The 18,445-nt window shown below is 67.8% G+C and carries 15 protein-coding genes, 1 pseudogene and 2 riboswitches; of the genes and pseudogenes, 10 read left to right on the top strand and 6 right to left on the bottom strand.

Annotated elements, in window-relative coordinates; genetic code table 11:
* A pseudogene (locus AC3WL8_RS31350) lies at positions 1-76 on the bottom strand (ABC transporter substrate-binding protein); the annotation flags it as partial.
* Between the two features lie 69 nt (positions 77-145).
* On the bottom strand, positions 146-883 hold the full coding sequence (locus AC3WL8_RS31345) for a response regulator (RefSeq protein ID WP_492379572.1): 738 nt from the start codon (positions 881-883) through the stop codon (positions 146-148).
* 284 nt (positions 884-1,167) lie between these two features.
* Here AC3WL8_RS31345 and AC3WL8_RS31340 point away from each other — a divergent pair, with 284 nt between their 5' ends.
* Complete coding sequence (locus AC3WL8_RS31340) at positions 1,168-1,662, top strand: hypothetical protein (protein ID WP_211980415.1); 495 nt, start codon at positions 1,168-1,170, stop codon at positions 1,660-1,662.
* Between the two features lie 223 nt (positions 1,663-1,885).
* On the opposite strand, the gene AC3WL8_RS31335 is transcribed toward AC3WL8_RS31340, so the two are convergent.
* Positions 1,886-3,982 carry a UvrD-helicase domain-containing protein gene (locus AC3WL8_RS31335; RefSeq protein WP_041228241.1) on the bottom strand — a complete coding sequence of 699 codons (2,097 nt, stop codon included), beginning with the start codon at positions 3,980-3,982 and terminating at the stop codon, positions 1,886-1,888.
* Between the two features lie 283 nt (positions 3,983-4,265).
* On the opposite strand from AC3WL8_RS31335, the gene AC3WL8_RS31330 reads away from it, so the two are divergent.
* The 9 genes from AC3WL8_RS31330 to AC3WL8_RS31290 all read left to right on the top strand — a co-directional run bounded on the left by AC3WL8_RS31330 (position 4,266) and on the right by AC3WL8_RS31290 (position 13,884).
* Positions 4,266-4,493: a YMGG-like glycine zipper-containing protein gene (locus AC3WL8_RS31330; protein WP_013958366.1), complete on the top strand. Its 228-nt coding sequence runs from the start codon at positions 4,266-4,268 to the stop codon at positions 4,491-4,493.
* A 74-nt stretch (positions 4,494-4,567) separates the two neighbouring features.
* Positions 4,568-4,655: riboswitch (glycine riboswitch) on the top strand.
* Between the two features lie 21 nt (positions 4,656-4,676).
* Positions 4,677-4,802, top strand: a riboswitch (glycine riboswitch).
* Positions 4,803-4,900: 98 nt separating this feature from the next.
* The gene (gene gcvT, locus AC3WL8_RS31325) at positions 4,901-6,028 is read left to right on the top strand and encodes a glycine cleavage system aminomethyltransferase GcvT (RefSeq protein WP_013958367.1); all 1,128 of its coding nucleotides are present in this window, start codon (positions 4,901-4,903) and stop codon (positions 6,026-6,028) included.
* Positions 6,029-6,116: 88 nt separating this feature from the next.
* Positions 6,117-6,497: a glycine cleavage system protein GcvH gene (gene gcvH, locus AC3WL8_RS31320; RefSeq protein ID WP_010812169.1), complete on the top strand. Its 381-nt coding sequence runs from the start codon at positions 6,117-6,119 to the stop codon at positions 6,495-6,497.
* 100 nt (positions 6,498-6,597) lie between these two features.
* Positions 6,598-9,528: an aminomethyl-transferring glycine dehydrogenase gene (gene gcvP, locus AC3WL8_RS31315; protein ID WP_492379571.1), complete on the top strand. Its 2,931-nt coding sequence runs from the start codon at positions 6,598-6,600 to the stop codon at positions 9,526-9,528.
* 148 nt (positions 9,529-9,676) lie between these two features.
* Positions 9,677-11,053, top strand: a complete 1,377-nt coding sequence (locus AC3WL8_RS31310) for an L-serine ammonia-lyase (RefSeq protein WP_211980417.1) — start codon at positions 9,677-9,679, stop codon at positions 11,051-11,053.
* Between the two features lie 80 nt (positions 11,054-11,133).
* Positions 11,134-11,871, top strand: coding sequence for an MBL fold metallo-hydrolase (locus AC3WL8_RS31305; RefSeq protein WP_492379570.1), 738 nt, complete (start codon positions 11,134-11,136; stop codon positions 11,869-11,871).
* Between the two features lie 27 nt (positions 11,872-11,898).
* Positions 11,899-12,372 carry an OsmC family protein gene (locus AC3WL8_RS31300; protein WP_211980418.1) on the top strand — a complete coding sequence of 158 codons (474 nt, stop codon included), beginning with the start codon at positions 11,899-11,901 and terminating at the stop codon, positions 12,370-12,372.
* A 10-nt stretch (positions 12,373-12,382) separates the two neighbouring features.
* Positions 12,383-13,267: an alpha/beta hydrolase gene (locus AC3WL8_RS31295; RefSeq protein WP_492379569.1), complete on the top strand. Its 885-nt coding sequence runs from the start codon at positions 12,383-12,385 to the stop codon at positions 13,265-13,267.
* Positions 13,268-13,380: 113 nt separating this feature from the next.
* Positions 13,381-13,884 carry a YMGG-like glycine zipper-containing protein gene (locus AC3WL8_RS31290; protein WP_013958373.1) on the top strand — a complete coding sequence of 168 codons (504 nt, stop codon included), beginning with the start codon at positions 13,381-13,383 and terminating at the stop codon, positions 13,882-13,884.
* A gap of 24 nt (positions 13,885-13,908) precedes the next feature.
* On the opposite strand, the gene AC3WL8_RS31285 is transcribed toward AC3WL8_RS31290, so the two are convergent.
* From AC3WL8_RS31285 to AC3WL8_RS31275, 3 genes are all read right to left on the bottom strand, one after another.
* Complete coding sequence (locus AC3WL8_RS31285; RefSeq protein WP_013958374.1) at positions 13,909-15,024, bottom strand: YbdK family carboxylate-amine ligase; 1,116 nt, start codon at positions 15,022-15,024, stop codon at positions 13,909-13,911.
* Positions 15,024-16,250 carry a cation:proton antiporter gene (locus AC3WL8_RS31280; protein ID WP_013958375.1) on the bottom strand — a complete coding sequence of 409 codons (1,227 nt, stop codon included), beginning with the start codon at positions 16,248-16,250 and terminating at the stop codon, positions 15,024-15,026. The genes AC3WL8_RS31285 and AC3WL8_RS31280 overlap by 1 nt, the downstream gene beginning before the upstream one ends.
* A gap of 166 nt (positions 16,251-16,416) precedes the next feature.
* Positions 16,417-18,381: a tetratricopeptide repeat protein gene (locus AC3WL8_RS31275; protein ID WP_013958376.1), complete on the bottom strand. Its 1,965-nt coding sequence runs from the start codon at positions 18,379-18,381 to the stop codon at positions 16,417-16,419.
* Positions 18,382-18,445: the final 64 nt, after the last annotated feature.

Below are 18,445 nucleotides of genomic sequence, written 5' to 3'. Positions count from 1 at the left end.
TGGGCGGTGTACCCGTAATCTTCGGGACGCATTCGCCGCGGAACCATGCAATGGTGACTGGCTCGCCGGCCAGCATGATGGCAGCCATCACCACGAACAGTCGCACGAACATCGAATCATGGCGCGCCAGCCGGCCCATTCGCGTTCATCCTTCCTGCGTGGCGGTAAAGACATAGCCCACGCCGCGCACGGTGCGGATCAGCGTGGGGTCGCGCGGATCGTCGCGCAGCTTCTGGCGCAGCCGTGACACCAGCAGGTCGATGCTGCGGTCGAACACATCGAGGCCGCGGCCGCGCGCCTGGTTGATCAGCAGTTCGCGGTCGAGCACGCAGTTGGGCTGTTCGACAAAGGCCAGCAGCAGGCGGAATTCGGCATTGGACAGCGGCACCACCACCTCGTCGCGGTCGACCAGCTGGCGCAGCGTGGTGTTCAGGCGCCAGTCGCCGAAGCGCACCTCATGCCCGGAAGGCGCCGCGCCCTGGCGCGCGTCGGCGCCGTGGCCACGGATACGGCGCAGCACGGTGTGGATGCGCGCCACCAGTTCGCGCATCTCGAAGGGCTTGGTCACGTAGTCGTCTGCGCCAACTTCCAGCCCGACCACGCGGTCGGCCAACTCAGCGCGCGCGGTCAGCATGATGACCGCGACTTCGGTGCGCGCGCGCAGTTCGCGACACAGCGCCAGGCCGTTTTCGCCGGGCAGCGACAGGTCAAGGATCACCAGGTCGTAGCGCGTGGCGGCCATCGCCTGCCGCATCTCGGCACCGCCCTCGACGCCATCGGCCTGCATGCCAAAGGTGGACAGGTAGTCGGCCAGCATGGCACGGATCTGGGGATCGTCGTCGACGATCAGCAGGCGGACGGGAAGCGTGGGGGTGAATTCCATAAGCGAAGGGATCGGCATATACCGGCAGCAAGTGCCGGTGCCGGGGGCATGCGGTGCCCAACTTTACCAGCCCGCGATGCCCCCACTATGCCGGCTTTGTATCAGCCCTGATACGCAGTCTTGCCGGCCAGCCATGCTTTGTACGGGATTGCAGTACGGGCCTGACCAAGTGCTCAAGCATTGGCATGCGGCCTTCCCTAGCATGGACCGGCATTGACCCGAGCCAACCGCGGGCATCGCGCGGCACGTTGCCACGACGGTGTCTGCCATCACAGGAGAACGCCATGCCATTTCCGCCGACCCGCCTGCGCACCGCCGCTTCCCTGCTGGCGCTGTGCACCGCGTGCCTGCTGGCCACGCCGGCCAGCGCGCTGCAATCCGGCCCGCCGCCGACAGGGGCGATGCCGCCACCGCCCTCCGCGCCGGCATCCGCCGAGTCGCTGGGACTCAGTGCCGCGCAGGCCAAGCTCTGGCAGGCCGCACGCAGCGCCACTCGCGAAGCCGAGGCCCATGCACTGGAACTGCACGCGCGCCTGCTGCGCGAGACGGCCGACGAAACCCCCGACGCACCGCTGCGGCCGCGCGCGCAGGCCATGGACCGACTGCACGATGCGCTGGAGCAGGACCGCCGCGCGGTGCGCGAACGCTGGCTGGCGCTGGACGACAGCCTCGACCCGGCCCAGCGCCGGCGCCTGCGCGCCGCGCCCGAAGCCGCGCGCTGGATGGGCTTGCCGCCCGCGGGCGCGATGATGATGCCGCCGGGCGGACCGCAGCGGTAGGTTCGCGGCCGCGGCAAAAAAACGCCCCCGCACGCTCGCGCGCCGGGGGCCGAATAACAGGGAAGTTCCGAACGAGACGTCCGGCGCAGCAGGCAGACCGGGCGGGCCTGCCGCGGCGCCACCCGCGCACACGGCGCGAGCAGCACAGCCGCCATACTAGGGACGCCTGCGCCCGGCGTCTTGTCAGCCTGGTAGGCCTTTGTATCGGGACTGTAGCGCCCGTTCAGCCCGGGGCCGTCTTGCCGCCGGTTCCCAGCAGTGCCTTGAGCGCGCCGAGCCGGTCCTTGGGGCTCATCGCCGGGGTTTCATCGACTGGCGCAGGCGCTTCCTCCAGCTTCATCTCGCCGATAAAGCGCGAAGGCTGGCACGAGTAGGTCTCGCGCGCGCGCTTGCGCTTCTTGCACCAGCTGACATGCAGGCTGCGCTGCGCGCGGGTGATGCCGACATACATCAGCCGCCGCTCTTCCTCGATCTTTTCGTCGCTCATGTCCTCGTCTTCGCGGCAGTGCGGCAGGATGCCCTCTTCCACGCCGACCAGGAACACGTGCGGATATTCCAGCCCTTTGGACGCATGCAGCGTGGACAGCCGCACCGCGTCGGGGTCTTCCTCGCGGCCTTCCAGCATGCTCATCAGCGCCACGGTCTGGGTCAGTTCGAGCAGGTTCTTGCCTTCGCTGCCGAAGCCGTCGGCATTGTCGAAGCCGGTGGCTTCCTCGCCCTCGGCGCCTTCTGGCTTGGTGCCCTTGCGCTTGAGCCAGTCCAGGAATTCCAGCGTGTTAGTCCAGCGCGACTGCGCCTGCCGTTCGTCGAAGCTGTCGTACAGGTAGGCCTCGTAGTGGATGCCTTCCATCAGGTCGTCCAGCACCACGGTGGCCGGATCCTTGGCCGCGCGGTCGGCCAGCCGCACCATCGATTCGCAGAATATGCGCAACGGCTCCAGCTGGCGCGGCTGCAGCTTGCCTTCGATGCCGCCCATCATCGCGGCCTCGAACAGCGACACCTTGGCCTGGCCAGCAAAGGTGCCCAGCGCTTCCAGCGTGGTGTTGCCCACGCCGCGGCGCGGCGTGGTGATGGCGCGGATAAAGGCGGGATCGTCGTCGGGGTTGGCAATCAGGCGCAGGTAGGCGCAGATGTCCTTGATCTCGGCCTTGTCGAAGAAGCTCTGGCCGCCCGACAGTACATAGGGAATGCGCTCGCGCCGCAGGATCTGCTCGAACAGCCGCGCCTGGTGGTTGCCGCGATAGAGGATGGCGTAGTCGCGGAACTGCGCGCGGCGCTCGAACTTGTGCGCGGACAGGCGGAACACCACCGACTCGGCCTCGTGCTCCTCGTCGTTCATCGGGTGGATGGCGATGGGGTCGCCCATGCCGTGCTCGCTCCACAGCTTCTTGTCGAACAGCTTGGGGTTGTTGGCGATGACCGCGTTGGCTGCTTCCAGGATGCGCACGGTGGAGCGGTAGTTCTGCTCCAGCTTGATCACCTTCAGGTCCGGGAAATCGGTCTGCAGCCCGCGCAGGTTGTCCAGCGTGGCGCCGCGCCAGCCATAGATGGCCTGGTCGTCGTCGCCCACCGCGGTAAAGGCCGGCGCGCGCAGGTGCGAGCCACCCGCCAGCAGTTTCAGCAACTGGTACTGGCAGGCGTTGGTGTCCTGGTATTCGTCGACCAGAAAGTAGCGCAGGCGGTTCTGCCACTTGAGTTGCACGGCTTCATTGCGCGCGAACAGCTCGGCAGGCAGGCGGATCAGGTCGTCGAAATCCACCGCCTGGTAGGCGTGCAGCGTGGCCACGTAGTTGCGGTAGACCAGCGCGGCCTGGTGCTCGTCGGCATTGGCGGCCTGCGCGATCGCTGCCTCCGGATCGACCATGCCGTTCTTCCACAGCGAGATCGTGCCCTGTACGCCGCGGATCAGCTTCTTGTCGGTGGTGCCCAGCTGCTCCTGGATCAGGCCGAAGCAATCATCCGAATCCATGATCGAAAACTGCGGCTTCAGGCCCACGTGCTCGGCCTCCATGCGCAGGATTTGCACCCCGAGCGAGTGGAAGGTACAGACCGTCAGCTGCTTGAGCGGGATGCGCTTGCCCTCGCGCGTGGTCTTGCCCTCCATCAGCTTGCCGATACGCTCCTGCATCTCCTTGGCGGCCTTGTTGGTAAAGGTGACGGCGGCGATATGGCGCGGCTCGAAACCCTTGTCCTCGATCAGATGCGCGATCTTCTGCGTGATCACCCGGGTCTTGCCGGAGCCCGCCCCGGCCAGCACCAGGCAAGGGCCGTCCAGGTAGCGGACGGCTTCAGATTGGGCGGGGTTCAGGCCATGGGTCATGCGAGGGATGCGGTTGGAGGCGGGGAAATCAGCAGGAACAGCGGAAGGCCAGGCGGGACACGCCGGCACCCCAAAAACGGGCTCGGCGGCAAAGCTGACGATGTTAACACGCTGGCCGCGGCAGGTCAGTCAGCGCAAACCGCGTTGACAGGGCCGGTTGTGTCACTGGCGTAACACTTCGTAAAGGCCGGAGCCAATCGCGCAACGCAACGCTCTAACTGATATGTCCCCCCGGCCTGCGCGGCGGGGGTGACATGCTTGAATCATCACACCGGAGCCAATAATGAAAACCCTGCAGACTTTGACCAAGGTGACCCTGATCGGTGCGACCGTCGCGGCCTTTGCCGGTTGCGCGGACATGACCCCGAAGCAGCGTAATACCGCCATTGGCGCGGGCGCGGGTGCCGTGGGCGGCGCCATCCTCACCGAAGGCAGTGCGCTGGGTACGCTGGGTGGCGCGGCCGTGGGCGGCGTGATCGGTAACGTTGTCACCGACGACAAGAAGAAGTAAGCCAGACCCGCAGCGACAGGTACGGCAGGCTCCCTGGCCGGTTTGACAAAGGCCGGGGCCTCCCGTACATTGCGCGCATCCGACCGGGAGAGCGCGCATCGCCTGCGCCGCCGAAGGGGTATCACCCGAAAACTCTCAGGCACCACGGACCGATCGGATCGGCATGCAATATGCACACGATGCATGCCGCACTCTGGAGAGCGGCACCCGCCATTCGTGGCGAGCGTGCCCACCGAAGGGGCGCACGAGGATGGGGTCCTGCAGGATCCGCCTTGTAATCTCTCAGGTATCGAGGACAGAGGGGTCATCCGCCGCAGCGGATTGCTACGCCACATTCAGGCGCGGCGAGCGTTGCGGCGGATGGCCCTTTTTTGTTTTCGCCAACCGAGATTGCCCCCGAGGATTCCATGACGCTCCAGGCCACGCCCCTCAACGCCATCCACCGCGCCCTCGGCGCCCGCATGGTTGATTTCGGCGGCTGGGACATGCCGGTCAACTACGGCTCCCAGATCGAAGAACACAATGCCGTGCGCACCGACGCCGGCATGTTCGACGTGTCGCACATGTGCGTGGTCGACCTCACCGGCGCCAATACCCGCAGCTTCCTGCGCGGCCTGCTGGCCAACAATGTCGACAAGCTGCAGACCCCGGGCAAGGCGCTCTACTCCTGCATGCTGGATGAGAAAGGCGGCGTGATCGACGACCTGATCGTCTACTTTTTTGCCGAGGACCGCTTCCGCCTGGTCGTCAACGCCAGCACCGCGCTGGGCGACATCGAATGGATCCGCGCGCGCAATGCCGCCACCGGCAGCGATGTGACCATCACGCCGCGCCGTGAAGATGTTGCGCCTGCAGGCGTGCAGCCTCTGGCCATCGTCGCCGTGCAGGGGCCCAACGCCCGCACCACGGTGTGGAGCACCTTCCCCTCGACCCAGCCGTCGGACACGCTCAAGCCCTTCAACGCCGCCGTGGTCCAGGACCCGGCCATCGGCGAGATCATGGTGGCCCGCACCGGCTACACCGGCGAAGACGGCTTCGAGCTGGTGGTGCCGGCCGAAAACGTTGCCGCCGTCTGGGAAAAGCTGAACGCCGCCGGCGTGCGTCCGGCGGGCCTGGGCGCGCGCGACACCCTGCGCCTGGAAGCCGGCATGAACCTGTACGGCCAGGACATGGATATCAACACCTCGCCGCTGGATGCGGGCCTGGCCTGGACGGTGGACCTGCAGAGCGAGCGCGATTTCACCGGCAAGGCGGCACTGGGCGCGGCCGGTTCGCGCCAGCAATTCCTCGGGCTGATCCTGCGTGACAAAGGCGGCGTCCTGCGCGCCCACCAGAAAGTGATCACCCCGGCCGGTGACGGTGAAATCACCAGCGGCACCTTCAGCCCGTCGCTGTCGCAGTCCATCGCCTTTGCCCGCCTGCCGAAGGATGTCGCCGTGGGCGATACCGTGCAGGTGGAGATCCGCGACCGCAAACTCAACGCGACTGTGGTTAAACTGCCGTTTGTGCGTAATGGCAAGGCACTCGTGAGCTGAGGCTCATACCAACGGTCGCCCTCGCCTGCCGGCGCTTGCCGGGCAGGCATCACCCAACAAGAAACAGATCTGTATCCGGAGAACCTCCATGAATTTCCCCGCTGACCTCAAGTACACCGAGTCGCATGAGTGGGTACGCGTCGAAGCCGACGGCACGCTCACCATCGGCATCACCGACCACGCGCAGGACGCGCTGGGCGACATCGTCTTCCTGGAACTGCCCGAAGTGGGCAAGTCGGTCGGTGCCGGCGACGCGCTGGCAGTGGTCGAATCGGTAAAGGCCGCTTCTGACATCTACGCCCCGGTGGCCGGCGAAGTGATCGCCGTCAACGAGGCCGCCACGGCCGCGCCGGAAAGCGTCAATGCCGACGCCTTCGACGCGTGGCTGTTCAAGCTCAAGCCGGCCAACGGCGACGACGTCAACGGCCTGATGTCGGCCGACGCCTACAAGGCCAGCGTCGGCGCCTGACGCCGGCGGCGCCGGTCCAACGATGGACCGGCCACTGCAGACTGACGCGCGCCGTCCCGGCTGACCACCGGCCGGCGCGCACCCCACGAGGTTCTTGCCAATGAACGCCCCGCTTCCCATGAACGCCGCCCAAGTAACCCGGCCCACGCTGGCCGAACTGGAGGCGCGCGACGCCTTCGCCGCCCGCCATATCGGCCCCGATACTCCCGAACAGCAGCACATGCTGAAGGTGCTCGGCTATGACAACCGCGCCGCGCTGATCGACGCCGTCATCCCCGCCGCTATCCGCCGCCGCGACGGCATGCCGATGGGCGAGTTCACCGAGCCGCTGAGCGAGGAAGCCGCGCTGGCAAAGCTGCGCGGCCTGGCAGGCAGGAACAAGGTGCTGAAGAGCTTTATCGGCCAGGGCTACTACAACACCGTCACGCCCGGCGTCATCCTGCGCAATATCTTCGAGAACCCGGCCTGGTACACCGCCTACACGCCTTACCAGCCGGAAATCTCGCAGGGCCGCCTGGAAGCGATGCTGAACTTCCAGCAGATGGTCACCGACCTGACCGGCCTGGACATCGCCAATGCGTCGATGCTGGATGAAGGCACTGCCGCGGCCGAAGCCATGACACTGCTGCAGCGCGTGAACAAGCACGACTCGAACACCTTCTACGTGGCCGACGACGTGCTGCCGCAGACGCTGGAAGTGGTACGCACGCGCGCGCTGCCGATGGGCATCGAGGTCAAGGTCGGCCCCGCTGCCGAGGCCGCCGCGGCCAACGCCTTCGGCGTGCTGCTGCAGTACCCGGGCGTGAACGGCGACGTCAACGACTACGGCGCCATCGCCGATGCCGTGCACGCGGCCGGCGGCCTGGTGGTGGCTGCCGCCGACCTGCTGGCGCTGACGCTGATCGCCGCACCCGGCGAATGGGGTGCCGACGTGGCCGTGGGCAACTCGCAGCGCTTCGGCGTGCCGCTGGGCTTCGGCGGCCCGCACGCCGGCTATATGGCGGTGAAGGACGCCTTCAAGCGCTCGATGCCGGGCCGCCTGGTGGGCGTGACCATCGATGCGCAGGGCAACAAGGCCTATCGCCTGGCCCTGCAGACGCGCGAGCAGCATATCCGCCGCGAGAAGGCCACCTCGAACATCTGTACCGCGCAGGTGCTGCTGGCCGTGATGGCCTCGATGTATGCCGTCTACCACGGCCCGCAGGGCCTGAAGCGCATCGCGCAGCGCGTGCACCGCCTGACCGCGACGCTGGCCGCCGGCCTGCAGGCGCTGGGCTTCGCGCGCACCAACGCCAGCTTCTTTGACACGCTGACGCTGGAAACCGGCTTCAACACCGATGCGATCCATGCCGCGGCCACCGCGCGCGGCATCAACCTGCGCCATATCAGCGCCACGCGCGTCGGCATCTCGCTGGACGAGAGCGCCAGCCGCGCCGACGTGGTCGCGCTGTGGGAAGTGTTCACGCAAGGCAAGCCGCTGCCCGCCGAACTGGACTTCGACAAGCTCGAGGCCGTCGCGCAGGACGCCTTCCCGGCGGCACTGGCACGCGCCAGCGAATACCTGACCCACCCGGTCTTCAACACGCACCACGCCGAGCACGAGATGCTGCGCTACCTGCGCATGCTGGCCGACAAGGACCTGGCGCTGGACCGCACCATGATCCCGCTGGGCTCGTGCACGATGAAGCTGAACGCCACCAGCGAGATGATCCCGGTGACGTGGCCCGAGTTCAGCCAGATCCACCCGTTCGCGCCTCTGGACCAGACCGTGGGCTACCGCGAGATGATCGACCAGCTCGAGGCCATGCTGTGTGCCGCCACCGGCTACGCCGCGGTCAGCCTGCAGCCCAACGCCGGCTCGCAGGGCGAGTACGCGGGCCTGCTGATCATCCACGCCTACCACGCCAGCCGCGGCGAGAGCCATCGCGACATCTGCCTGATCCCGTCGTCGGCGCACGGCACCAACCCGGCGTCGGCGCAGATGGCCGGCATGAAGGTGGTGGTGGTGGCCTGCGATGAGGACGGCAACGTCGACCTGCAGGACCTGGCGAAGAAGGCCGAGCAGCACAGCAAGAACCTGGCGGCTATCATGATCACCTACCCGTCGACGCACGGCGTGTTCGAGCAGGGCGTGCAGCAGATCTGCGAGATCGTGCACCAGCACGGCGGCCAGGTTTATGTCGACGGCGCCAACATGAACGCGATGGTCGGCACCGCCGCGCCGGGCCAGTTCGGCGGCGACGTCTCCCACCTGAACCTGCACAAGACTTTTTGCATCCCGCACGGCGGCGGCGGCCCGGGCGTGGGCCCGGTCGCGGTCGGTGCGCACCTGGCGGACTTCCTGCCCAACCAGGACAGCGTCGGCTACCGCCGTGACGACCGCGGCATCGGCGGCGTGTCGGCGGCGCCGTTCGGCTCGGCCAGCATCCTGCCGATCTCGTGGATGTATATCGCAATGATGGGTTCGGCCGGCCTCACCGCCGCCACCGAGAACGCAATCCTGGCGGCCAACTACGTGGCCAAGCGCCTGGCGCCGTACTACCCGGTGCTGTACACCGGCCAGCACGACCTGGTCGCGCACGAGTGCATCCTGGACCTGCGCCCGCTGCAGAAGGACACCGGCATCAGCAATGAAGACGTGGCCAAGCGCCTGATGGACTACGGCTTCCACGCCCCGACCATGAGCTTCCCGGTGCCGGGCACGCTGATGATCGAGCCGACCGAGAGCGAGGCACTGCACGAGCTGGACCGCTTTATCGACGCGATGATCGCGATCCGCCAGGAAATCGGCCGCGTTGCCGACGGCACCTTCGACCGCGACGACAACCCGCTCAAGCACGCGCCGCACACCGCCGCGGTCGTGACCGCCGACGAGTGGACCCACAAGTACACGCGCGAGGAAGCCGCGTACCCGGTGGCATCGCTGCGCACGCAGAAGTACTGGCCCCCGGTCGGCCGTGCCGACAACGTGTACGGCGACCGCAACCTGTTCTGCGCCTGCGTGCCGGTCAGCGACTACGTGGTCGACTGAGCTTCGGACGGGCCGCCCGCGGCACTGGGCGCCCGCCAAAGCGCTATGCTCGATATGAAGGGCGCCGCGCCGTGCGGCGCCCGTTCTGAGCGAAGGCTGCAAAACGACAAGAGCCCTGCGCGGGCCATCGACATCCTGGAGACTTCCCGTGGCAGTCAGCGTTTTCGATCTGTTCAAGGTGGGTATCGGCCCGTCGAGCTCGCATACCGTGGGCCCGATGCGCGCGGCCCTGATGTTTGCGCAGGGGCTTGAGCGCGATGGCCTGCTGCCGCAGGTGGCCAGCGCGCGCGTGGAGTTGTACGGTTCGCTTGGCGCCACCGGCAAGGGCCACGGCACCGACAAGGGCGTGATCCTCGGCCTGATGGGCGAGGCGCCCGACACCATCGACCCCGATACGATCGACACGCGCCTGGCCGCGCTGCGCGCGAGCCGCGAGCTGTCCTTGCTGGGCAAGCATATTGTGCCCTTCGTCGAGAAGGAGCACATCGCCTTCTACCGGCGCGAGGCCATGGCCGAGCATCCCAACGGCATGAAGTTCCATGCCTTCGACGCCAGCGGTGCATCGCTGCGCGAGGCGCGCTACCTGTCGGTCGGCGGCGGCTTCGTCGTGACCGCGGGCGCACCCAATACACAGGTGCTCAATGCCGCGCAGCAGCTGCCGCACCCGTTCCGCAGCGGCAAGGACATGCTCGAGATGGCCAGCGCCAGCGGCAAGAGCATCGCGCGGCTGATGATGGAGAACGAGCTGACCTGGCGCAGCGAGGCGGAAGTCACCAGCGGCCTGCTGCATATCTGGGACGTGATGCAGGCGTGCGTCGCGCGCGGCTGCCGCACCGACGGCGAGCTGCCGGGGCCGTTCAGGGTCAAGCGCCGTGCGCCCGAGCTGTTCCGCAGCCTGACCGAGCGCGCCGAGCGCACGCTGTCGGACCCGCTCTCGGTGATGGACTGGGTCAACCTGTACGCCATTGCCGTCAATGAAGAGAACGCCGCCGGCGGGCGCGTGGTCACGGCACCTACCAACGGCGCGGCCGGCATCATCCCCGCGGTGCTGCACTACTACGACCGCTTCGTGCCGGGCGCCAACAAGCAAGGCGTGGTCGACTTCCTGCTGACCGCGGGTGCGATCGGGCTGCTGTACAAGCTCAATGCGTCGATCTCCGGCGCCGAGGTCGGCTGCCAGGGCGAAGTCGGCGTGGCCTGCTCGATGGCCGCCGGCGCGCTGGCGGCGGTACAGGGCGGCAGCCCGGCGCAGGTCGAGAACGCTGCCGAGATCGGCATGGAGCACAATCTCGGCCTTACCTGCGACCCCGTTGGCGGACTGGTGCAGATCCCATGCATCGAGCGCAACGCGATGGCCTCGGTCAAGGCGGTCAATGCAGCACGCATGGCGCTGCGCGGCGACGGCACCCACTATGTCTCGCTCGATTCGGTCATCAAGACCATGCGCGAGACCGGGGCCGACATGAAGACGAAGTACAAGGAGACGGCGCGGGGTGGGTTGGCGGTGAATATCGTGGAGTGCTGACAACCCCTGCTGCTAGTGCCCAACGGCATGGCGCGGCGTATCATGGCGGCGTTCCCCGATGGCAAAAGAAGAGGACCGCCATGCAGACCTTCCACCAGTTGTTCGACGAAACCTCGTCCACCTTCACCTACCTGCTGATCGATGCCGCCACGGGGGACGCGCTGCTGATCGACCCGGTCGACCACCAGCTCGAACGCGACATGGCGCTGCTGCAAGACACCGGCGCGCACCTCGCGTGGGTCGTCGAGACCCACGCCCATGCCGACCACATCACCTCGGCAGGCCACCTTGCGCTGCAGACCGGCGCGCACACGGCGGCGCCGTCCGGCTGCGATATCAAGCCCGCCCAGAAGCAGCTGATCGACGGCGACACTGTCGCCTTCGGCAAGCAGGTGCTGCGCGCCATCCATACGCCAGGGCATACCGCCGGCAGCATGAGCTACCTGTGGGAAGAGCCTACGCCCGACGGCATCGTACGCCGCGTCTTCACCGGTGATGCCCTGCTGATCGACGGCTGCGGCCGCACCGACTTCCAGTCGGGCGACGCCGGCACGCTCTACGACAGCCTGACCAGAAAGCTGTTTGCGCTGCCCGACGACACGCAGGTCTACCCGGCCCACGACTACAAGGGCCGCACCTCGTCCACCATCGGCCAGGAGCGCGCCCACAACAACCGCGTCGCCGGCCGCACGCGCGAAGAGTTCATCGAGATGATGCGCAACCTGAACCTGCCGCGCCCGAAGCTGATCGATGTCGCCGTGCCTGCCAACCAGCGCCTGGGCCTGCGCGACGGCGAAAGCGTGCCGCACGGCGCCTGAGGTTTTCCTAACGCTAGGAGTCTTTGCATGTCCACATACACCGCAGAGGTCCTGTGGCAACGCGACGGGCAGGATTTCGCCGGCAACCGCTACAGCCGCAGGCATGTGCTGCGCTTTGACGGCGGCGCGGAAGTCCCGGGATCGTCGTCGCCCCATGTGGTGCCATTGCCGATGTCGGATGCGAGCGCGGTCGATCCCGAGGAGATGTTCATCGCCTCGCTGTCCAGCTGCCACATGCTGTGGTTCCTGTCGCTGGCGGCGAAGCAGCGCTTCGTCGTCGACCGCTACCTCGATGCGGCCACTGGTGTGATGGCAAGGAACGCCGACGGGCAGATGGCGATGACCGTGGTAACGCTGCGCCCGCAGGTGACGTTTGGCGGCGAGCGCGAGCCCACGCGTGAAGAGCTCGATGCCCTGCACCACGCCGCGCATGACGCCTGCTTTATCGCCAACTCGGTCAGGACCGAGGTGCGCTGCGAACCGGTGTTCGCCGGCGCCTGAGCGCTTTGCCATGCCTGCCATCGTCCCGGCACCGGCGCCAGCGCGGCTGGTGTCGCCGCGGACTGGATCGGTCCGTCGCGGGGTGCTGCGCTGGCTCGGCGCGGGACTAGTCCTGCTTGCCGGAATCAGCATGCTGCAGGATCACTTCCTCTACTTCCCGGACAAGGCGTCGGTCGATGACATGGTCTCGCCCGGGCTGCGCGCCTGGCCGGGGCCGCAGGACTTTCGCGGACTGGTCGCGGAGCCGGCCGGCCCGGCGCGCGCCACCGCCATGGTCTTTCATGGCAATGCCGGGCACGCCGGGCATCGCGACTACTACGCCAGCGCGCTGACGAAGCTGGGCCTTCGCGTGATCCTGGCCGAGTACCCGGCCTACGGCCCTCGCACCGGCACGCTGGGTGAGCGCAGCTTCGTGGCAGACGCGGAACAATCCATCGCGCTGGCCCGGCGCCAGTTCGGCGGCCCGCTGCTGCTGATCGGCGAGTCGCTGGGCGCGGGCGTGGCCGCAGCGGCCGCGGCGCGCCAGCGCGAGAGCGTCGCCGGCGTGCTGCTGATCACGCCGTGGGACAAGCTTGCGCATATAGCCTCGCATCACTATCCCTGGCTACCGGCCGGCTGGGTGCTGCGCGACCGCTACGACAGCGCGGCCAGCCTGGAAGGCTTCGGCCGCCCGGTGATGGTCGCGGTCGCGGAACGCGACACCATCGTACCGGCACGCTTCGGCCAGGCGCTCTATGCGTCGCTGGGCGAACCCCGGCGGCTGGCGGTGATCGGCGGCGCCGGGCATAACGACTGGACCGGGCATGTCGACACGGCCTGGTGGCAGGAAGCGGTCGCGTTCCTGCTGTCCCCGCCACCACCACAAACAAATAACATCAGGCCGTCAAAACGCTGATTTGACATACCCCTGCGGGCCGCAAATACTGGCCTTCACAGAACGGCTCGCCACTTGCGCACCGGTCGGTGCATCCAGCGCCGCGTAGCCGACACCCGTGGGGGAAGATCATCATGAAGCAATGCCCGCATCGCAAGCTGTACCGTGGCCTCGGCGTACTGGCGGCGGCCATCGCGCTGACCCCGACGCTGATCCCGGCCCAGGCCATGGCGCAGAACAAGCCTATGGCCTATCCGGCCAAGGGCCAGAGCCAGCAACAGCAGGCCAGCGACGACGGCGCCTGCTACAGCTGGGCCAAGCAGCAGACCGGCGTGGATCCGGCACAGGCCGCCAACGCCCCACCGCCGGCCCAGGCACAGAGCGGCCAGCGGGTACGGGGTGCCGCGGGCGGCGCCGCGGCGGGTGCTGTGGTGGGCGCGATGGCAGGCGATGCCGGCAAGGGTGCGGCGGTCGGCGCTGCAGCGGGTACGGTGGGGGGCGGCGTGGCGCACCGGCAGTCGCGCCGCCAGGCGAACGCGGCCAACCAACAGGCGGCGGCCAATACCAGCCAGGCGATGGGCTCGTACTACCAGGCTTGGGGCGCCTGCATGCAGGGGCGCGGCTACAGCGTCAAATAAGACAGGGGGCAGCCCGGCGCAGGCTCAGGCAGCCCACCGGTCACACGCCTTGCGCACCGTTTCACGCTGGCTGCGCGCATCGGCATCGACCTGGCGCAGCCACTCGGCATCGCCGTCGCGGCGCTCGGCCAGCGCGCGGATATTGGCGAGCGCCTCCAGCGAGCCGAGTGCCTCGGCGTGCGGCACCAGCGCGTCGCAGATCGACAGGATATGGTCGGCGATCGGCATTCGCGTCAGTTCGTTGGGATGCACGTACTCCCCCTCCAGCCCGAAACGGCAGGCCTGGAAGCGGTTGAAGGTGTACACCAGGTAATCGTCTTCCTGCGGCATGAAGGGACGCGACAGCAGCAGGTAGCGCGCCAGCATCTGGATATAGGCGGCGATATCGCAGGCGCGCTGCACCGTCAGCGGCGTGTCCATCACGCGGACTTCGATGGTGCCGAACTCCGGCTTGGGCCGGATATCCCAGTAGAAGTCCTTCATGCTCTCGATCACGCCGGTATTGCGCATTTTCTCGAAATACGCGGTGAAGGCGTCCCACGTCAGCAGGAACGGCGCACGCCCGCTCATCGGGAAGGCCGCGACCGAATTCAGCCGCGCCGAGGCAAAGCCGGTATCCACGCCCTGCACATAGGGCGAGGATGCCGCCAGCGCCACAAAGTGCGGCACATAGCGGCCGATGGCGTGCAGCAGGAACAGCGATTCGTCGGCGCTGGGGCAGCCGATATGCACATGCTGGCCGAACACGGTGAACTGCTTGGCCAGGTAGCCGTACAGCTCGGAGATGTACTGGTAGCGCGGCGAATCCGAGATGGTACGGTCGGCCCACTGCTGGAACGGGTGGGTGCCGCCGCCGGCAATGCCCAGGTTCAGCGAGCGCGAGGCCGCCACCATCAGGTCGCGCATCACGGTCAGTTCTTCCAGCGCCTGCTGGTAGCTGTGGCAGATCCCCGTGCTGATCTCGATCATGGACGGGCTGATCTCCGGCTTGATGTCGCCGGCATGCTCGGCGCCCTTGAGCGCGCGCAGCAGGTCGGGCGCGAATGGCGCCAGGTCATAGTCATGCCGGTTGACGAGCTGCAGTTCCAGCTCCACGCCGAAAGTCAGCGCTTCTGAGTGCTTGAACGGTTCGAGCGACATCAGCGCCCTCCTCCATTGGCCCGGATGTCGACGCGGACTTCGCCTGCGTAGCGCAGCGCCCAGGCCGCGATCACCGGACCGAAAAGTTGTTCGATGGCCAGCGCGCATAGGATGATGGCCGCCAGTGGCTGGCCGGTACCGGGGTAGAGGCGCGCCACGTCATGCATCAGCAGGAATGCCAGGCCCGACATCGGCGCCAGCGCCAGCCCCAGGGCCATGCACTGGCGCAGGCTCAGGCCCGAGAACGAGCCCAGCGACACCACTCCCGCCAGCTTGGCCACATGGCGCAGCACCACCAGCGCGATGGCGTAGACGCCGCCCACGGCCCAGTCCTGTGCCGTCAGCGGCAAGCCCAGCGACACCACCATGACGATGATCAGCAGGCTGCCCGCGCTGCCGAAATGCGGCGGCCATACATGCGGCTGGTTGTCCTGGTGCTTGAACACGACACCGGCCAGCATCAGCGTCAGCGGCATCGACAATTTTAGTACCCGGGTCAGCGCCAGCGTGAACAGAACCAGGCCCACCAGCACCAGGAAGCTGTAGTGATCGTCGGCCGACATGCGGTCATAGATGGCATGGCCCAGCTTGCCCACCACCCATGCCAGCAGGCACGAGCCCACCAGCAGGTACAGCGGATGCAGCAGCGCCGCGCCCAGGTTGCCGTATTCCGAATGCAGCCAGCCGGTGGCGACCTGCACGATGGCGGCGGCGTAGATGCTGTTGAGCGCAGCCATCGCCATCAGGCGCTCAGTGACCTGGCCGTCGGCGCGCAACTCATTCTTGAGCTGCAGCACGATGGTGGGCGAGGTGCTGACCGCGATGCCGCCGGCCAGGATCGCCACGCCGGGCGAGGCGCCAATCCATTGCAGCACCGCCGCCACCAGGCCCCAGGTCAGCAGGCTTTCAAAGGCACTGGTCAGCAGCAGCCAGCGGTTGGCGCGCAGCCAGGTCAGCGAGAGGCGATGCCCGAGTTCGAACAAGGCCAGCGCCAGCGCCATATCGATCAGGATACGGGTCTGGTTGATCATGTTCTCGTCGACGATGCTGCGCCCCAGCATGCCGGCGCAAAGCCCCGCCGCGGCATACCCGACGATGCGCGGGCAGCGCAGCCAGCGCCGGCTCAGCTCACCGGCCAGGCCGGCGCCGACCAGCGCCAGCCCGACCCAGAACAGGCCGCCGGGCGCGAGCGGGAGGCTTGGAAAAAGTTGGCTCAGTCCATTCATGGCGACATGGTAATGTAAGCACTTCATAATCCATGTCAGTGATTGTCCGACACCGCACAAAACACGCGCACAACTTCTGTCATCTGCGCGTAAAAAACGCCATCTACAGATGGCGTTTTTTACATCCTTTACATGGTCAGACCGTTCGCGGGTCCGGAGCGACGTTTCAGACGCCCCAGACTTTCCACATCGGCCGGGTTGCCTTCAGCGCGGCTTCCACCTGTGCATATAAAGTGCGCGTCGAGCCCTGCGCGGCACTGCGGGCACGGGCCTTCTCGAAATACCCCAGCGCGGTTTCACGCTGGTCCAGGCCAAGCGCCGACTGCACGGCACGCAGGTACACCTCGGCATCCCAGTCGTCACGCACGGCGAAGGCGGCGACAAAGTCGGCCAGCGCGGCATCGTGGCGCCGCGCTGCGTTGTGGACCAGTCCGCGCTGCACGCGCGGGCCGGCCTGGTCCAGCGGATCGCCCTCGGTCAGCGCCACGGCCTGCTCGAACAGCGGCAGCGCGCGCTCGGGCTCGCCCACGTCGCGCCAGACCTGGCCGAAGCGGTTGTACAGCCAGGCATCCTCCACCAGCAGCGCGCGGCGCTGCTGGGCCTCGATCTCGGCCAGGGCATCGGTGCGGTCGTGCTCGTCCATGCCGGCCACCTGCGCCTGCAGCAGCGCGGCAAAGTGCGCGCGCGCATGCGCCATCGGGTGCGCGGCCTCGCTGCGGGCTTCCACCGGCAGCGCATCCAGTCGGGCATCCATATGCATCATCGCGGCGCGCGCGGCCTCGGTCGGCTCGGCGCCGCCCATGGCTTTCCAGGCCGCGATCATGCGGCTGAAGGCCCAGGTCACGTCGGCCGGATTGCGCTCCAGCGGGTAGCGGTTGAGCACCTCGCCGGCCAGCTCGGCCACCTTCTGGTGCTGGCCCGCGTCGGCGTGGCAGTCGAGCAGGTCGATCCAGTGGTCGATGAACTCGCTGGCGGCCATGCCCTGCTGGTGCAGCGCGATGCGCTCGTCCACGTGCGCGGCGTCGGCCGGCAGGCTGCGCGACAACAGCCGGCACAGCAGCGAATAGACATGCGGGTCGGCATTGCCGCCGTGCCCCGCGGCATCGCCCTGGCCGGTGGCGAAGTACTGGTCGAAGCGCGCCACGCCGGCACGGCCGGCCTGCACCAGCACCGGCCGCAGCGCGGCCTCGGCGGCCGGCACCTCGTCGATGAACTCGCCCAGCGCCATGGCGGCGCGGTAGTAGCCGGCACCGTCGTCGGACTGGTCAGTCAGCGTGAAGCGCAGCCACGGCTCGCGATCGGCCGGCTGGGTGCTGTCGGCGCGCTGCGCCAGCTGGTGGCGCCAGGCCAGTTCGCGTACCTGGCTCTGCGGGTCGGGTACCTGGCGCAGGTAGACCGCCAGGTCGTCCAGTGCCCCCTGGACGTCGCCCACGCCGTGGCGCAGCGGTGCACGCAGGCGGCGCGCCTCGGGGTGGTCAGGGTGCTCGGCCAGCACACGGGCGGCCTGGTCGGCGGCCACGGTGTCACCGGCGGCGGGATCGAGCTCCAGCAGATGCGGGTTGTCCAGCGCCACGCGGCCCAGGCAGACGCGCATCAGCGGCTCCACCGGCACGCCGGCGGCCTCGGCCCGGGCGATGTAGTCCGTCACCAGCGGTGCGATGTCGTCGGCGCCCAGGTCGGGATTGCGGACCATCAGGTCATGCCAGTAACGCGCCGCGGCGGCCATGTCGCCCATGCGCAGGGCAGCCAGGCCGGCGTGGAAATGCGCGGCCCATTCGCCCGTCAGCAGGCCGCTGCGTTGCGCGGCCTCATGCAGCCACGGGAGCGCCTCGGCATCGCGGCCCAGGCTCATCAGCATGGCGCCGTAGCGGTGCGCGATCACCCCGCGCGAGGCCCAGCGGTGCGGCGGCTGCAGCGGCTGCGTGTCAAGCCGCGCCAGCGCCTCGTCCAGCACCGCCAGCGCGGCGTTGGCGTCACCGTTGTCAAAGTGCAGCCGCGCCCGCAGCGTGACGAAATCAACCACCTCGGGGCGGGCCTGCGACAGCTGGTCGGCAATCTGCAGGGCTTCGGTGAAGCGCCCCTGGTTGGCTAGCCCGATGGCGTGGTCGTAGCTGGCTTCCTGCTCGGACACGTACTGCTCCTATGGATTGAAAAAATGTGCGAGTGCGGGATTATGCGCCAACGGGGGAGATACG

The sequence above is a fragment of the Cupriavidus sp. FW305-F7 genome (assembly GCF_058782875.1).
This window is presented reverse-complemented; position numbering and strand designations above follow the sequence as displayed.

What these genes read in the sequence shown, in the direction of transcription:
- AC3WL8_RS31335 (WP_041228241.1), bottom strand. Translation starts at nt 3,982, where the DNA reads ATGACCCATGGCCTGAACCCCGCCCAATCTGAAGCCGTCCGCTACCTG.
- AC3WL8_RS31290 (WP_013958373.1), top strand. Translation starts at nt 13,381, where the DNA reads ATGAAGCAATGCCCGCATCGCAAGCTGTACCGTGGCCTCGGCGTACTG.
- AC3WL8_RS31305 (WP_492379570.1), top strand. Translation starts at nt 11,134, where the DNA reads ATGCAGACCTTCCACCAGTTGTTCGACGAAACCTCGTCCACCTTCACC.
- gcvT (WP_013958367.1), top strand. Translation starts at nt 4,901, where the DNA reads ATGACGCTCCAGGCCACGCCCCTCAACGCCATCCACCGCGCCCTCGGC.
- AC3WL8_RS31280 (WP_013958375.1), bottom strand. Translation starts at nt 16,250, where the DNA reads ATGAATGGACTGAGCCAACTTTTTCCAAGCCTCCCGCTCGCGCCCGGC.
- AC3WL8_RS31295 (WP_492379569.1), top strand. Translation starts at nt 12,383, where the DNA reads ATGCCTGCCATCGTCCCGGCACCGGCGCCAGCGCGGCTGGTGTCGCCG.
- AC3WL8_RS31345 (WP_492379572.1), bottom strand. Translation starts at nt 883, where the DNA reads ATGGAATTCACCCCCACGCTTCCCGTCCGCCTGCTGATCGTCGACGAC.
- AC3WL8_RS31300 (WP_211980418.1), top strand. Translation starts at nt 11,899, where the DNA reads ATGTCCACATACACCGCAGAGGTCCTGTGGCAACGCGACGGGCAGGAT.
- AC3WL8_RS31285 (WP_013958374.1), bottom strand. Translation starts at nt 15,024, where the DNA reads ATGTCGCTCGAACCGTTCAAGCACTCAGAAGCGCTGACTTTCGGCGTG.
- gcvH (WP_010812169.1), top strand. Translation starts at nt 6,117, where the DNA reads ATGAATTTCCCCGCTGACCTCAAGTACACCGAGTCGCATGAGTGGGTA.
- AC3WL8_RS31340 (WP_211980415.1), top strand. Translation starts at nt 1,168, where the DNA reads ATGCCATTTCCGCCGACCCGCCTGCGCACCGCCGCTTCCCTGCTGGCG.
- gcvP (WP_492379571.1), top strand. Translation starts at nt 6,598, where the DNA reads ATGAACGCCCCGCTTCCCATGAACGCCGCCCAAGTAACCCGGCCCACG.
- AC3WL8_RS31330 (WP_013958366.1), top strand. Translation starts at nt 4,266, where the DNA reads ATGAAAACCCTGCAGACTTTGACCAAGGTGACCCTGATCGGTGCGACC.